This window comes from Streptomyces sp. NPDC036813 (assembly GCF_055609245.1).
On the sequence record NZ_JBVJPV010000001.1, the window covers coordinates 616088 to 629985 of the forward strand.

Annotated in this window: 13 protein-coding genes and 1 pseudogene; 7 read left to right on the forward strand and 7 right to left on the reverse strand. The window is 72.9% G+C overall.

Annotation, left to right across the window (positions count from 1 at the left end):
• Positions 1–194: 194 nt before the first annotated feature.
• Complete coding sequence (locus ACZ67Q_RS02590) at positions 195–1280, reverse strand: ATP-grasp domain-containing protein (RefSeq protein WP_471175400.1); 1086 nt, start codon at positions 1278–1280, stop codon at positions 195–197.
• 282 nt (positions 1281–1562) lie between these two features.
• Here ACZ67Q_RS02590 and ACZ67Q_RS02595 point away from each other — a divergent pair, with 282 nt between their 5' ends.
• Positions 1563–2423: a metallophosphoesterase family protein gene (locus ACZ67Q_RS02595; protein WP_471175401.1), complete on the forward strand. Its 861-nt coding sequence runs from the start codon at positions 1563–1565 to the stop codon at positions 2421–2423.
• Complete coding sequence (locus ACZ67Q_RS02600; protein ID WP_471175403.1) at positions 2420–3100, forward strand: 4'-phosphopantetheinyl transferase family protein; 681 nt, start codon at positions 2420–2422, stop codon at positions 3098–3100. Before ACZ67Q_RS02595 ends, ACZ67Q_RS02600 begins: the two co-directional genes overlap by 4 nt.
• Before the next feature lie 217 nt (positions 3101–3317).
• Here the strand turns inward: ACZ67Q_RS02600 and ACZ67Q_RS02605 are convergent, their stop codons facing one another.
• From ACZ67Q_RS02605 to ACZ67Q_RS02615, 3 genes are all read right to left on the reverse strand, one after another.
• Positions 3318–3548, reverse strand: a complete 231-nt coding sequence (locus ACZ67Q_RS02605; RefSeq protein WP_471175405.1) for a hypothetical protein — start codon at positions 3546–3548, stop codon at positions 3318–3320.
• A 163-nt stretch (positions 3549–3711) separates the two neighbouring features.
• Complete coding sequence (locus ACZ67Q_RS02610) at positions 3712–4242, reverse strand: toxin-antitoxin system, toxin component (RefSeq protein WP_361627405.1); 531 nt, start codon at positions 4240–4242, stop codon at positions 3712–3714.
• Positions 4243–4274: 32 nt separating this feature from the next.
• Positions 4275–4931: a helix-turn-helix domain-containing protein gene (locus ACZ67Q_RS02615; RefSeq protein WP_361626815.1), complete on the reverse strand. Its 657-nt coding sequence runs from the start codon at positions 4929–4931 to the stop codon at positions 4275–4277.
• 238 nt (positions 4932–5169) lie between these two features.
• On the opposite strand from ACZ67Q_RS02615, the gene ACZ67Q_RS02620 reads away from it, so the two are divergent.
• Positions 5170–5838: an MmyB family transcriptional regulator gene (locus ACZ67Q_RS02620; RefSeq protein ID WP_471175407.1), complete on the forward strand. Its 669-nt coding sequence runs from the start codon at positions 5170–5172 to the stop codon at positions 5836–5838.
• A 908-nt stretch (positions 5839–6746) separates the two neighbouring features.
• Here ACZ67Q_RS02620 and ACZ67Q_RS02625 read toward each other — a convergent pair.
• Together ACZ67Q_RS02625 and ACZ67Q_RS02630 are read right to left on the reverse strand one after the other, a co-directional pair.
• Entirely contained in the window at positions 6747–7529 is a 783-nt protein-coding gene (locus tag ACZ67Q_RS02625; protein WP_471175409.1) for a cache domain-containing protein, read from the reverse strand.
• A gap of 32 nt (positions 7530–7561) precedes the next feature.
• Positions 7562–8308 (reverse strand): FadR/GntR family transcriptional regulator, encoded by a 747-nt coding sequence (locus ACZ67Q_RS02630; protein WP_471175411.1) that lies wholly within the window; start codon positions 8306–8308, stop codon positions 7562–7564.
• 121 nt (positions 8309–8429) lie between these two features.
• Between ACZ67Q_RS02630 and ACZ67Q_RS02635 the strand changes: the two genes are divergently transcribed.
• From ACZ67Q_RS02635 to ACZ67Q_RS02650, 4 genes are read left to right on the forward strand one after another with little or no spacing between them, the layout of a single operon-like run.
• The gene (locus ACZ67Q_RS02635) at positions 8430–9509 is read left to right on the forward strand and encodes an ABC transporter ATP-binding protein (RefSeq protein WP_471175413.1); all 1080 of its coding nucleotides are present in this window, start codon (positions 8430–8432) and stop codon (positions 9507–9509) included.
• Positions 9510–9526: 17 nt separating this feature from the next.
• Complete coding sequence (locus ACZ67Q_RS02640) at positions 9527–10720, forward strand: ABC transporter substrate-binding protein (protein ID WP_471175415.1); 1194 nt, start codon at positions 9527–9529, stop codon at positions 10718–10720.
• A gap of 3 nt (positions 10721–10723) precedes the next feature.
• A complete protein-coding gene (locus ACZ67Q_RS02645; protein WP_471175417.1) occupies positions 10724–11617 on the forward strand; it encodes an ABC transporter permease in 894 nt (297 codons plus the stop codon).
• A gap of 16 nt (positions 11618–11633) precedes the next feature.
• Complete coding sequence (locus ACZ67Q_RS02650) at positions 11634–12449, forward strand: ABC transporter permease (protein WP_471175419.1); 816 nt, start codon at positions 11634–11636, stop codon at positions 12447–12449.
• 9 nt (positions 12450–12458) lie between these two features.
• Here the strand turns inward: ACZ67Q_RS02650 and ACZ67Q_RS02655 are convergent.
• Positions 12459–13744, reverse strand: a pseudogene (locus ACZ67Q_RS02655) (MFS transporter).
• Positions 13745–13898: the final 154 nt, after the last annotated feature.

The following is a 13898-nucleotide window of genomic DNA, read 5'->3' on the forward strand; positions in this document are numbered from 1 at the left end:
GACCAATCGGGCCCGTCAAGGCTCTGGACAGAATTGGTCCATACCGGTGGGGGTGGGTGTTCCGGGTCCGGCGGTTCGGCGGGTTCGGGGGATTCGGCAGGCCCGGCGGAGGCCGGGGCGGGGGTGCCGGGGGCGACTGCCTGGGGGGCGGGCACGGCGCCGGGCGTGCCGCCCACCGGGGGGCCGCGGGCGGTCTAAAGGGGCACTGCCTCGCCCGCCCGCACGCCGACGGAGTCGACCCGTTGCGCCGGCAGCGTCACCGACCGCAGCGCCCGCGGTCCCGCCACCACCGTGTAGTCCGGACCCAGGAACGGAGGTTCGATCACCCCGGGGTCCTCGCCCAGGGCCAGCTTCACCGCCGCCCACGGCACGTTCACCCCGCACAGCGACAGTTGGTGCAGTCCGCCCGCCGGGCGTGTGTTGACATCCATCAGCACCGGCCGGTCGCCGAACATGCGGAACTGCACATTGGACAGGTGGTGCAGCCCGAAGCCCTCCGCGATGCGCCGGGCGGGCTCCAGCCACCGCTCGTGCAGCGTGAAGCCCCGGCGGCGGCCGTTCTTGGTGCGGCCGACGGCGAGCCGGATCCGGTTGTCGGGACCGGTGAGGCAGTCCACCGACACCTCCGGCTGCTCCAGCCGTGGCATCACCAGCCAGTCCACCGGCTCCTCGGCCCGCCGCAGCGCGTCCACGACCAGGTCGAGGTTCACATACGGGCTCGGGAAGCCGCTGAGCTGGACGAGCGAGAAGGGGGCGCGGCTCACCACCCGGAAGCCCACGCCACCCGCCCCGGACGCCGGCTTGAAGCACGCCTGGTGGCCGGCTGCCTCCAACTCCTCGACGGCGGCGACGAATTCCTCCGGGGTCCGGACGCGCCACCACGGCGGCACCGGCACCCCGATCGCCTGCACGGCCTCGTAGGCGACCACCTTGTCCTGGAAGACGGCGACGGCCTCCGGTGTCGGCGCGAGCAGCGCCGTGCCCGCCGCCGCGAACTCCGCGCGCTGCGCCACGATCGCCGCCTGGTGCAGCCGGGGCACGAACACGTCGATGCCGCGCCGCCGGCACTGGTCGAGGGCGTACTCGACGTACGCCGCCGACGACAGGCTCTCCGGCTCCGGCTCGGCGGTGTCCGCCGCGGCCAGCACCGGGGAGTCGGGATCGCCGTGGGTGGCGTGGATCTCCACGGCCCGGTCGTCGGGATTTCGCCGCAGCTGATCCATGAAGAACACGTTCTCCGCGTACGTGCGGTTGAGCCAGACGCGTACGCGAGAGACCATGCAGGCCGCCTTCCAGGTCAAGAGGGCAGGACTCGGCGGCCCGTGCCCGGGCAGGAGTGAGGGAGGGACACCGAACCACCCTGCGTTCAGGGAGCCCGGGCGGTGGTGTCGGGGGGATCATACGGCTTTCCCGGGGCCCCGCGTGCAACGCGTGTGTTACGGCTTCCGGGGCATGTCCGGCCCGCGCCGCCACGGTCGGCGGGCACCCGTCCCGGACCGCTCCGGTCCACCGCGTACGGTGTGTTCCGGTGGTCGGGTTCGTGCGACGGAGGGGGAAGGCACGTGACATCGAGGGCCCGGGGCGAAGGCCGGCTGCTCGCCATCAGCGACCTGCACATCGGCTACCCGGAGAACCGGGCGCTGGTGGAGGAGATGCGCCCGGAGACCGACGACGACTGGCTCCTGGTGGCCGGTGACGTCTCGGAGACCGTGGCCGACGTCCGCTGGGTCCTGAAGACCCTCGCGGGCCGCTTCCGCCAGGTGGTGTGGGCGCCGGGCAACCACGAGTTGTGGAGCCATCGGAGAGACCCGGTCGATCTGCGCGGCGTCGCCCGCTACGAGCACCTCCTCGGCGTCTGCCGTGATCTCGGCGTGCTGACCCCGGAGGACCCCTACGCCGTGTGGGAGGGCCCCGGCGGACCGGTGGCCGTCGCCCCGCTCTTCCTGCTGTACGACTACTCCTTCCTGCCCGCGGGCTGCGCCACCAAGGAGGAGGGCCTGGCCTACGCGCGCGGCACCGGGATCGTCTGCAAGGACGAGCACCTGCTGCACCCCGACCCCTACCCGACCCGGGAGGACTGGTGCCGGGCCCGGGTAGCGGAGACCGAGCGGCGGCTGGCCGAGCTGCCCGAGGGCCTGCCCGTGGTGCTCGTCAACCACTACCCGTTGCACCGTCACCCGACCGAGGTGCTCTGGTACCCGGAGTTCGCCATGTGGTGCGGCACCACGCTCACCGCCGACTGGCACCGCCGTTTCGACGTCGCCGCCATGGTCTACGGCCACCTGCACATCCCGCGCACCACCCACCAGGACGGGGTCCGCTTCGAGGAGGTCTCGGTGGGATACCCGCGCGAGTGGCGCAAGCGGCCCGAGCCGCCGGGGCGACTGCGCCGTATCCTCCCCGCGGAGGTGGGCCGGCCGTGATCGAGGAACTCCTGCCGTCCTGCGTCGTCGCCGTCGAGACGTACGACCTCGACGGCGACGACGAGGCACTGCTGCACCCCGAGGAGGCGGCCGTCGTGGCGCAGGCGGTGCCCAAGCGGCGCCGCGAGTTCGCCGCCGTACGGGCGTGCGCCCGGCTCGCGATGGACAAGCTCGGTGTGGAGCCGCAGCCGCTGCTGCCCGGGGAACGCGGCGCGCCGCGGTGGCCCCGTGGGGTGACCGGGAGCATGACCCACTGCGAGGGCTATGCCGCCGCCGCGCTCGTCGCCGCGGCCGACCTGGCCTCGCTCGGTATCGACGCCGAACCGCACCGGCCGCTGCCCGACGGGGTGCTGAACACGGTGTCGCTGCCCGCGGAGCGGCTGCGCCTGGCCGAGCTGGCGGGCGCGCTGCCCGGGCTGCACGCGGACCGGCTGCTGTTCAGCGCCAAGGAGTCCGTCTACAAGGCGTGGTACCCGCTGACCGGCCGATGGCTGGACTTCGCGGAGGCGGACATCGACCTCCGGCCCGATCCCGGCGGCCGTCCGCGCGGCACCCTGCGCGCCGAACTCCTCGTACCCGGACCGTCGGTGGGCGGTCGCGTCGTCCAGCACTTCGAGGGCCACTGGGCGGCCGACCACGGCCTGCTCGCCACGGCCGTGACCGTGCCCCACGCGTGAGCCTGCGCGGCGGAGGCGCAGCCGTGGGCGGGGTGCGCGCAGGCGCGGTGGGGGCGGGGCGCTGGGGAGCGGGGCCCGGTGCGCTCACTCCGGCGGGGGCCGCGACCCGGTGGCCGCGACCCGGCGTCGGGCCGGGGCGCCGGCCCGGCGCTCGGCGGTGCCGCGCCCCGCTGTTACGGCGCGGCGCTGATCGCTGGACCGCCCGCCGCCGGCCCGGTCAGGGATACCAGCCGCGCAGCAGGTGGAAGAACGCCTCCTCGTTGCCGGTCAGGCCCGCCTCGGCGAGCGCCTGTTCCGCCTCGGCCAGGACCGCGGGCGGGACCGGGGGAGGGCCGGGCACCCCGGGCGGGGCCGCCCCGTCGTCGTAGACGGCCCGGACGGTGTGCAGCAGCCGTAGATAGGCCTGAACGGCGGTGCGCTCGCGGTCGGTCAGTACGGTGGTCGGCATCGGCCCTCCCCGTGTCGGCGTGATGGGACCAGCTTGCCGCCCCCCACTGACAATCGGGCTCAACCGCTCCGGTGTCCCGTAGCGCCTTGTCCGGCGGAATCATGTCGGCGTCGCGCTACGCGGGGGCCGTTCCTCGCGGCCGGCCTGTTGCGCGGGAGAGGCCCTACCCCTGCGGGCCCAGATAGCCGAGTGACGCCTCGATGCGGCCCGCCAGACGGTCCCGTTGCACCGGGGCGCGCAGCGCCGACCCCGCGAGCCAGGTGCGGCACCGGCTGGCCAGCAGCATGCCGAAGGCCTCCGCCTCCTGCTCCTCGGCCTCGTCGAAACGGGTGCGCGCGGCGATCGAACGCACCGTCGCCTGCAGGTCGACGCCGTCGCCCAGCAGCCGTGCACCGACCGACGCGCCGTCGACCGGATGACCGCCGTGCCCGGCCTGCATGTGCCACAGCTCGTGCCCGAGGATCACCAACTGGTGGTCGGGCGCGGTGCGTTCCTCCAGGACGACGAGATCCTGGTCGGCCATGTCGAGCCAGAGCCCGCTCGCCGTACCGGGCGGGAACGGGGCGGTGCGCAGCCGCACGGGACGGCCCCGGCGCCGGCCCATCGCGGCGCACAGCGCGGTGTACAGCTCGACCGGCGGTGCCGGCGCCGGCAGGTCGAGTTCGGTGACCAGCGCGCCGCACAGTCGGCGCATGTCCCTGGCGATGCCCACGGTCCTCCCCCGGCTCACGACTCGGGCCGCTTGACGCTCTCCAGAAGCATGTCCAGCCATTCGGCGACCTTGTCGCGGTGCTGGTCGGTGGGCAGTTGCGCGGCCCGCCAGGCGATGCCGCGCACCCCGTGGTCCTGCAGGAGCCGCTCCAAGGGGTCGTCGGCGGCCGCGGCCGCCGCCCTCTCCCGGTCGGCGAGGCGTTGCAGCAGATCCTGCTCGGTGCGCTGCAGCGCGCCGGCGAGCGCCTCCGGGTCCTCCGCGGTCAGAAAGCCCGCGTGCACCCGGAAGAAGCGTTGCAGGGCATCGCAGTGCTCCATGGTGGGGCGCCGGTCGCCGTTGATCAGCGCGCCCGCCTGCTGCCGCGACATGCCGGCGCCGTCGGCGATCTCCTGCTGGGTGTAGCGGCGCCCGTTGGGCTTGAGCCGGGTGCGGCGCAGCAGGTCCAGGCGTTGCAGGAACCGGGCCTGGACATCCGGCTCACCGGCCGGGCGGCCGCCGAGCAGGGCCTTGACCACGGGCTCGGGGACACCGCAGGCCACGGACAGGCGGGCGGTGTCGAACACCTCGGAGTGCGGCACGCCGAGCCGGTCCGCGAGTGCGGTGACCCGGGTGACGACGGCGGACAGCACAACGGACGGAGTGGCGTCCGGAACCTCGAAGCCATCCGTCACCGACAGGTCTCCCACGTCTCTCACAGCCCTCTCACAGGCGTGTCGTGCCGCACCGGCAGTCGTGAACTGCCCGGAGATTATCCGCTGGTTCGAACTTCCATCCAGGTCTCGCCACAACTGTGGCCAATTTCAGCCGTCAACGAGCGCGGAATGCCACGATAGTTGACACGGCAAGTGTCCGGGCACGAGGATCGGGGCGCCGCGTGAAGGCCGCAGAGTCATAAGGGGTGACCTCCCGATGGCATATCAGGCAGGTGGGCAGCGGCCGGCGCCGCGGCCCGTCCCCGACTCTCCCGAGGCCCAGGCCTATCTCCAGGACTGCGCCACGCTGATGGCCGCGCTCTCGCTGCCGTCCCTGGTGGTGGACCACCGCTGGGACGTGGTGCTGGCCAACACCGCTTATCAGTCACTTTTCCGGGCGGTCGCCCCGCATCCGACGGCGATGCCCGGCGACAACTTCCTGCGGTTCGTGCTCTTCCATCCGGACGCGAGCGCCGTTCTGGGCGACCACGAGACGAGCTGGTGCCTGCCGATGCTGGCGCAGTTCCGCAGCGCGCTGGAGCGGCATGCGCACGATCCGGTGCTGCAGGCGGTGCGCCGGGACATCGCTCAGGACCCGATCATGGAGGCCGCGTTCCGGCAGGGGCTGCCGCACTGGATGCGCGCGGTGGGGGAGGAGGCCCTCCGGCACGACGGCTCGGTGCGGCCCCTGCTGCATCCCGATCCGCGCCGGGGCGCCACGGAGTGCCGGCTGATCGACGAGACGACGCCGGTGCTGCGGGAGATGGGCTGGACCCGGCTCACCCTGGTCCTGCGCGAGCCCCGCCGCACGGCCCCGCCCCCACGCGGCCGCCGCCGAGCCCGCTCGGCGGCCCACCTCACGGTGGTCCCCACCCCCGGCACCTGACGGGACACCGCCGGCGTTCAGGTCGCCGACGGCACCCGCCCCACCGGGGGAGGGGACGGCCGCTCCCGTCCCCCGACAGCACCCGGACCCGCACCACCGGGCCCGGTGGTCGTCCCGCTGGTCCCGGTGGACCGGTCCTGCGGCCCGCTCCGCGGCGTTGGCCGCGCTGCCCGACGCCGCCCCCGGCCTGCGGCCCGACTCACGCCGCGCTGTCGGGCCGACACGGCACCGGGACCCGGCCCGGCCCTGCGGCCCGCGTCGCCCCGTCAGACGACACCGCCGCCAGGGCCCCGACCCCGCCTTGCGGTCCACACCGCCCGTCGGACTGACGCCGCTCTCAGGATCCGGCCGAGCGGCGGGGTCCGGCCGAGCCGCCCGGTGCGCCGTCCGCGCCGCCCTGTCGGGCTGACACCGTCCCTGGGCGCCAGGGGAGGAGGGCTGCGGTGGCCGTCCGTGGTCGGGTGGGCGGCCTTCGCTCGGGCTCGCGCCTCAGGGGCGGAGATCGTCCCGGCTGGGCACGGCGTGCCCGAGGTCGGCGGCCGTGCAGCGGCCCTGCGTCCCGGTCCCGCTGCTCGCTCCGTCGGAGCGGTCTGTGCCGCCCCGCGCAGGGGGTGCCGTCCGGCGGCCGTAAAGCAGCCGGACGCCGCGCCGCGCACTCGCGGCTGCGCCGCGCTCACCCTTGACGTCGGCTCCGCCGTGCTGGCCCTGGCCGTAGGCACCGCCGTGCCAGCCCTGGCCGTCGCACCGCCTCGCTCGCGCTGCCTCGCCCGCCCGATGTCTCACCGGGGCGGGCCGTACCGCGCCGAGCCGTGCCCGGCCGACGCCGCGCCGCGGGTGCTGCACCGAGCGGTACCCGGCCAGCGCCGTGACGGCCGGGCCGTGGACGGCCGAGGGCGTGGCGGCGTGGCTCAGGCGTCCCTCAGGGTCAGCAGGAGGGGGACCTCGCCGCAGGGGAGCAGGTGCAGGCCCGGCAGGGCGGTTTCGCGGCCGTGTTCCAGGGCGGTGGCGAAGTCCGGGCCCTTGGTCAGGGAGCCGGCCAGATGGGTGGGGTCGGCGGAGGCCGCGACCCGGCCGCGGGCGTTGACGAGGCGGGCCGGCAGCCGCAGGGCGCGCAGCAGGGGCAGGACCGCCGCCTCGAAGTGCCGCAGGTAGACGTCGGCCGCGGCCACGCCGACGAAGCGGCCCGCGACCGTGACCGGCGCGGACAGCGTGAGGCTGTACTCGTCCGAGCAGAGATAGTCGACGTACGGACCGGCCACCGCGCGGCGGCCGGTGTCACGGGGCAGCGCGAACCAATCCCAGTGCGTGTAGTCCGAGTAGGCCGACTGCTGCGGGTCCAGGTCCGGCAGCAGGGGCCGTACGTCCCCCTCGGGTCCGCACTGCCACCACTCCAGCCACCCGGGTACGTCCGCCAGCAGCCCCGGTGCCGCCACGAAGCCGACCCCGGAGATCAACTCCTGCCGCCGCAGCCGTAGATGGAGAGCGGGCCGCAGCGCGGCGAGGTCCGCGCTGGTGGGCCTGCGGCCGGACGCGGCCACCGTGCTCAGCAGCGCACCCGTCTCGTCGGCGGTCGCGGCGACCGCCGCGAACACCGCCTCCAGGGCGCCGCCCACCCGGTGCGCCACCCGCCGGGCGGCGCCGAGGTCCGGCGCGGGCGGAGCGGGGGCGACAAGGCCGGGGCTCGAGCTCATGGCGCCCTCCAGCAGCCGGGGCCGTGACAGGCCTACAGGGCGAGCCGTACGGCGATCAGCCGTGCCGTCGACTCCCGTACGCACCGCTCGGCCAGCGCGCCGGCCGAGTCGTGGGCCCCATCTTGCACCGCCGAGATCACGGCGCGGTGACGGTCCGCGACTTCTTCACGACATGCGCCCGCGTCGTCACCGAGGACCAGGCACAGCAGCGCCCCGATCTCCGTCTGCAGCGCGACCTGTTCGCGGGTGAGCCGCGCGGACTGCGCCGCGGCGGCCAGCTCCACGTGGAAGCGGCCGTACATCCGGGCGCGGGCGGCCGCGTCGTCCGCGGCCGTGAACTCCTCCACCGTGCGCCGCAGCTGCGTCAGGTCCTCCGGCTCGGTGCGCTGCGCCGCGAGCCGGGCCGCCGCCCCCGACAGCGCCGCCCAGTGGTCGCCGAGGTCGCGCAGCTCCTCGGTGCTCCAGCCGCGCAGCCGGGCCCGGAGGCGTTCCTCGGCGGGGACGTCCGGCAGGGAGACGAAGCTGCCGCCGCCCCGGCCGCGCCGGGTGGTGACCAGACCCTGCTGGCGCAGCGCCATCAGCGCCTCCCGCAGGGTCACCGTGGACACGCCGAGCTGCCCGGCCAGCTCGCTCTCGCCGGGCAGTTGCTCCCCGTCGGCGAGCAGGCCGAGCTCGATGGCGTCGCCGAGCCTGCGCACCACCGTCTCGACCCGGGCCCGGCTGTCGAGCGGCGCGAAGACGGCCGCGCGGGCGCCACCGGCTGTCTGCTGCTGTTTCACGGCCACCACCTTGTGCGTTGACTCAAGCTTTACCCTAAGGGGGCCTTGAGCTTTGAACTATGACTTCATATGTTTTCGCTTCATCGGTCAACGCTCGAAGGCGTCAGAAAGGTTCCCGCCCATGCAGGGGATTGCTGAAGGGAAGGCCGGCGGGACTCCGCGGGAGCCCGCCGCAGGGACGGCCGTCCGTCTGCAGCAGCTGCGGAAGTCGTTCGGCGACACGACGGCCGTGGCCGGGGTCGACCTGGAGATCCGCGACGGGGAGTTCTTCTCGATGCTCGGCCCGTCCGGCTCGGGCAAGACCACGGTCCTACGCATGATCGCCGGCTTCGAGACCCCCACCGCGGGCCGGATCGAACTCGCCGGACAGGAGGTGACACGCCGCGCGCCGTTCGAGCGCGATGTGCACACCGTCTTCCAGGACTACGCCCTCTTCCCGCACATGACGGTCGAACAGAACGTCGCCTACCCCCTGCGGATCCGCAAGGTCCCCAAGCCCGAACGCCTGGTCCGCGCCCGCAAGGCCCTCACCGAGGTCCGCCTGGACGGCTACGGCAAGCGCCGGCCCGCCCAGCTCTCCGGCGGCCAGCGCCAGCGCGTCGCCCTCGCCCGCGCCCTCGTCGGCCGCCCCAGGGTGCTGCTGCTCGACGAGCCGCTCGGCGCCCTCGACCTGCGCCTGCGCGAGCAGATGCAGGTCGAGCTGAAGGCCATCCAGCGCGAGGTCGGCATCACGTTCGTCTTCGTCACCCACGACCAGGAGGAGGCCCTGACGATGAGCGACCGCATCGCCGTCTTCCACCAGGGCCGCATCGAACAGGTCGGCACCCCCGCCGAGATCTACGAACGCCCCGCGACCCCGTTCGTCGCCTCCTTCGTCGGCACCTCCAACCTGCTGGACGGCGAATCCGCCCACCGCATCGTCGGCGCCCCCGGCACCTACAGCATCCGCCCGGAGAAGATCCGCGTCCTCGAAGAGGCCGACGGCGCCGACGAGCCGGAGCACTCCTCGGCCACCGGCACCGTCGCCGAGGTCGTCTACCTCGGCGACGCCACCCGCTTCCTCGTCGACCTCGACGCCGGCGGCCGCCTCACCGCCCTCCAGCAGAACCTCGAGACCTCCTCCGAGGACGTCGCCGCCTACCGCGGCTCCCGGGTCCGCCTCCAGTGGCGCCGCCGCCACGCCGTCCACGTCCCCAACTGACCTGACTGGAGTACGTCGTGCGCTTCACCCCCGCATGGAAGGCCGCGGCCGCCGCCGCGCTGCTGCTCGCCGCCACCGCCTGCGGCTCCTCCGGCACCAAGGCGGGCCCGGGCGGCCTCAACCCGCCCGACCTCAAGGCCCCCACCCGGCTCGGCACGCCCGAGGGCCAGGTCAACCTGGTCGCCTGGGCCGGCTATGTCGAGGACGGCTCCAACGACCCCAAGGTGAACTGGGTCACCGACTTCGAGAAGCAGACCGGCTGCCAGGTCCACTCCAAGGTCGCGGCCAGCTCCGACGAGATGGTCAAGCTGATGAAGACCGGCCAGTACGACGCCGTCTCCGCATCCGGCGACGCCTCGCTGCGCCTGATCGCCTCCGGCGACGCGGCCCCCGTCAACACCGCCCTCGTCCCGAACTACAAGGACGTCTTCAGCGGCCTGAAGAACGGCGCCTGGAACTCCGTGAACGGGAAGATGTACGGCATCCCGCACGGCCGCGGCGCCAACCTGCTGATGTACAACACCCAGAAGGTCAGCCCCGCCCCGACCTCCTGGTCCGCCGTCTTCGACGACGCCCCGAAGTACAAGGGCCACGTCACCGCGTACGACTCGCCGATCTACATCGCCGACGCGGCCCTGTACCTCAAGGCCACCCGCCCCGAGCTGAAGATCGAGAACCCGTACGCGCTGGACCAGAAGCAGTTCGACGCGGCCGTGGCCCTGCTGAAGAAGCAGAACGCCGATGTCGGCGAGTACTGGAGCGACTACCTGAAGGAGGTCTCCGCCTTCAAGAGCGGTGACTCCGTCGTCGGCACCACCTGGCAGGTGATCGCCAACCTCACCGCCGACGAGGGCGCCAAGGTCAAGGCGTTCGTGCCCGAGGAGGGCTCCACCGGCTGGTCCGACACCTGGATGGTCTCGGCCAAGGCCAAGCACCCCACCTGCGCCTACAAGTGGCTCGACTGGATCGTCTCGCCCAAGGTCAACGCCCAGGTCGCCGAGTACTTCGGTGAGGCCCCGGCCAACTCCAAGGCCTGCGCCGTCACCAGCGACAAGAACTTCTGCACCGTCTACCACGCCGCCGACGAGGGCTACTGGAAGAAGATCGCCTTCTGGAACACGCCCATCGAGCAGTGCCTGGACGGCCGCACCGACGTCCATTGCGTGCCGTACGCCAAGTGGGTCCAGGCCTGGACCGAGATCAAGGGCTGAGCCATGACCGCCGTCACCCCCGAGACCGCCGGACGCGACAGGGTCCGGCGGCTCGCGGGGGCGCTGCACCGGCGCCCCCGCCTGCGTCTGTCCCTGCTGCTGAGCGCCCCGCTTCTGTGGCTGGCCGTGCTCTACCTCGGCTCGCTCACCGTGCTGTTCGTCTCCGCGTTCTGGACGACGGACTCCTTCACCTCCCAGGTCGTCAAGGTCTTCTCGACCGACAACTTCCGCGAGCTGTTCACCACCCCGGTCTTCCGTCAGGTGATCGTGCGCAGCATCGGCGTCGCCCTCGCCGTCACGGTCTGCTGCGCGGTGATCGCCTTCCCGCTCGCCTTCTACACCGCCCGCGTCGCCCGGCCGAAGTGGCGGCCGCTGCTGGTCGTCGCGATCCTCACCCCGCTGTGGGCGAGCTACCTGGTCAAGGTGTACGCCTGGCGGCTCATCCTGTCCGAGGGCGGCCTCGCCGACTGGATGCTGAAGCCCTTCGGCGTGGCCGGGCCCGGGTTCGGGCTGCCGGCGACGGTGCTGACCCTGACGTATCTGTGGCTGCCGTACATGATCCTGCCGGTCCACACCGCGCTGGAACAGCTGCCCGGCGCCCTGCTGGACGCCTCCGCCGACCTCGGGGGCCGGCCCTGGCGGACCTTCCGGTCCGTGGTACTGCCGATGGTGCTGCCGGGCGTGGCCGCCGGCTCCGTCTTCACCTTCTCGCTCAGCCTCGGCGACTACATCACCGTGCAGATCGTCGGCGGGAAGACCCAGCTGATCGGCAACCTCGTGTACTCCAACATCGAACTCAACCTGCCCATGGCCGCGGCCCTCGGCACGGTCCCGGTCGTCGTCATCGTGCTGTACCTGCTGGCCATGCGCCGCACGGGTGCGCTCAGCAGCCTGTAGAGGAGGTGTCCGACTCGTGCAACTGTCCCGTCCCGCGCGCATCGCGTTGCGCGTCGCCGCCGGGCTCGGCTTCGCGGTGATCTACGTGCCGCTGCTGCTGGTCCTGGTCAACTCCCTGAACCCGGACCGCAGCGCGAGCTGGCCGCCGCCCGGGCTCACCCTGCACTGGTGGCAGGTGGCCTGGGAGAACTCCGGGGCCCGCGCGGCCCTGTGGGTGTCGGTCAAGGCCGGCCTCGGGGCGAGTGCGATCGCCCTGGTGCTGGGCACGCTGATCGCCTTCGCCGTCGCCCGGTACCGCTTCTTCGGCCGCGAGGCGCTGTCCTTCGTCGTCGTCCTGCCGATCGCGCTGCCCGGCATCGTCACCGGCATCGCGCTCAACTCCGCCTTCGGCACGGTGCTCGAACCGCTCGGCGTGGGCCTCGGCCTGTTCACCGTGGTCGTCGGGCACGCCACCTTCTGCATCGTCGTGGTGTTCAACAACGTGGTGGCGCGCCTGAGGCGCACCTCCCGGTCGTACGAGGAGGCCGCGGCGGACCTCGGTGCGCACACCTTCCGGGCCTTCGCCGACGTCACCTTCCCGCTGGTGCGCACCGCGCTGCTTGCGGGCGGGCTGCTGGCGTTCGCGCTGTCCTTCGACGAGATCGTGGTCACCACGTTCACCGCCGGACCCGGCGTGCAGACCCTGCCTCTGTGGATCTTCGAGAACATGACCCGTCCGCAGCAGGCCCCGGTGGTGAACGTGGTGGCGGCCGTCCTGGTCCTGCTGTCCGTCGTCCCGATCTACCTCGCCCAGCGGCTGTCCGCGGACACGGCGACCGGCAGCCGGGTGTGACGACCCGCGTCAGCGCTCGAGTTCCCGGTGGGCGGTCTCCGGCAGCCGCAGGTACACCAGCGAGGACACCAGGCACAGCACGGCGACGTACCAGGGGAAGAGGCCCGCCCGCCCCCACTGCTTGAACAGCGTGCCGACGTACGGCGCGGTGCCGCCGAAGAGAGCCACCGTGAGCGAGTAGGGGAAGCCGATACCGGCCGCGCGCACCCGGGGCGGGAACACCTCGGCGTTGACGGCGGCGCTGATGGAGGTGAAACCGGTCAGCAGCACCATGCCGGCCAGCTGCACCAGCAGCACACCGCGAAGGAGTCGCGCAGCGCGTGCAGCAGCGGCACGCACAGCAGCGCGAAACCCAGTCCGAAGAACAGCAGCAGGGGGCGGCGGCCGAACCGGTCGGAGAGCAGCCCGCCGAGCGGCTGCAGCACGGCGAAGAACGCCAGCGAGATCGTCCCCGCGAGCAGTGCGTCGGACTTCGCGACCCCCGCCTCGAGTTCGGCGTAGGTGGGCAGGTACGACGTCCAGGTGTAGTAGGCGAGGGTGCCGCCCGCGGTGATGCCGGCGATCAGCAGTGACTCCCGTGGATGGCGGCGCAGCGCCTCGAACAGGCCGGGCCTCGGCGCCCGTTGCTGCTCGGTGCTGCGGGTCTCCTCGGCGCCCCGCCGGATCCAGAACCCGACCAGGCTGAACAGGCCGCCGAGCCAGAACGGCACGCGCCAGCCCCAGCCGTCCATCGAGGACTCGGCGAGCGTGTCCACGAGCAGTGTCGCGATCCCCGAGGCGACGAGCTGCCCGGCGGTCGTGGAGACGTACTGGAAGCTGGAGAACAGTCCGCGCCGCCCCGGCCCGGCCGACTCCACCAGGAAGGTGGTCGACGCGGCGAACTCACCGCCCACCGACAGCCCTTGCAGCAGCCGGGCGGTGACCAGCACCACCGGCGCGGCCAGTCCGGCCGAGGCATAGGTCGGGGTGAGGCCGACCAGCAGGCTGCTGCCGCCCATCAGCAGGATGGTGACCGTCAGCGCGGCCCGGCGTCCGCGCCGGTCGGCGATCGCGCCCATGACCAGCCCGCCCACGGGCCGCATGAAGAAGCCGACGGCGAACACGGCGAACGTCGACAGCAGCGGCACCAGGGAGTTCCCCGTGCCCTTGGGGAAGACCGCCTGGGCGAGATAGGTCGCCAGGAACGTGTAGGCGTACCAGTCGTACCACTCGACGGCATTGCCCACAGATGCTGCAAGAAGCTGCCGTACGGGACGTTTTGTCCTGGTCGGTACCGTCGTCTGCATCCCTGTCATGATCGCGACCTCCCCGTGTGGCCGGTTCCGCACACCTGCCGTAGCGATGAGTTCACATGAGTGCCACCAGACCCTTCCCTGACGTTTGATGCTCTTGGAACACTCGCTCCGCGCACATTCCGTCATTCATCGGCGAGTTGCCGCCGCCACGACG

Excerpts from the sequence above, each read along its gene's own strand:
- ACZ67Q_RS02625 (WP_471175409.1), bottom strand. The coding sequence starts at position 7,529 with ATGAGCTCGAGCCCCGGCCTTGTCGCCCCCGCTCCGCCCGCGCCGGAC.
- ACZ67Q_RS02620 (WP_471175407.1), top strand. The coding sequence starts at position 5,170 with ATGGCATATCAGGCAGGTGGGCAGCGGCCGGCGCCGCGGCCCGTCCCC.
- ACZ67Q_RS02610 (WP_361627405.1), bottom strand. The coding sequence starts at position 4,242 with ATGCGCCGACTGTGCGGCGCGCTGGTCACCGAACTCGACCTGCCGGCG.
- ACZ67Q_RS02635 (WP_471175413.1), top strand. The coding sequence starts at position 8,430 with ATGCAGGGGATTGCTGAAGGGAAGGCCGGCGGGACTCCGCGGGAGCCC.
- ACZ67Q_RS02590 (WP_471175400.1), bottom strand. The coding sequence starts at position 1,280 with ATGGTCTCTCGCGTACGCGTCTGGCTCAACCGCACGTACGCGGAGAAC.
- ACZ67Q_RS02605 (WP_471175405.1), bottom strand. The coding sequence starts at position 3,548 with ATGCCGACCACCGTACTGACCGACCGCGAGCGCACCGCCGTTCAGGCC.
- ACZ67Q_RS02645 (WP_471175417.1), top strand. The coding sequence starts at position 10,724 with ATGACCGCCGTCACCCCCGAGACCGCCGGACGCGACAGGGTCCGGCGG.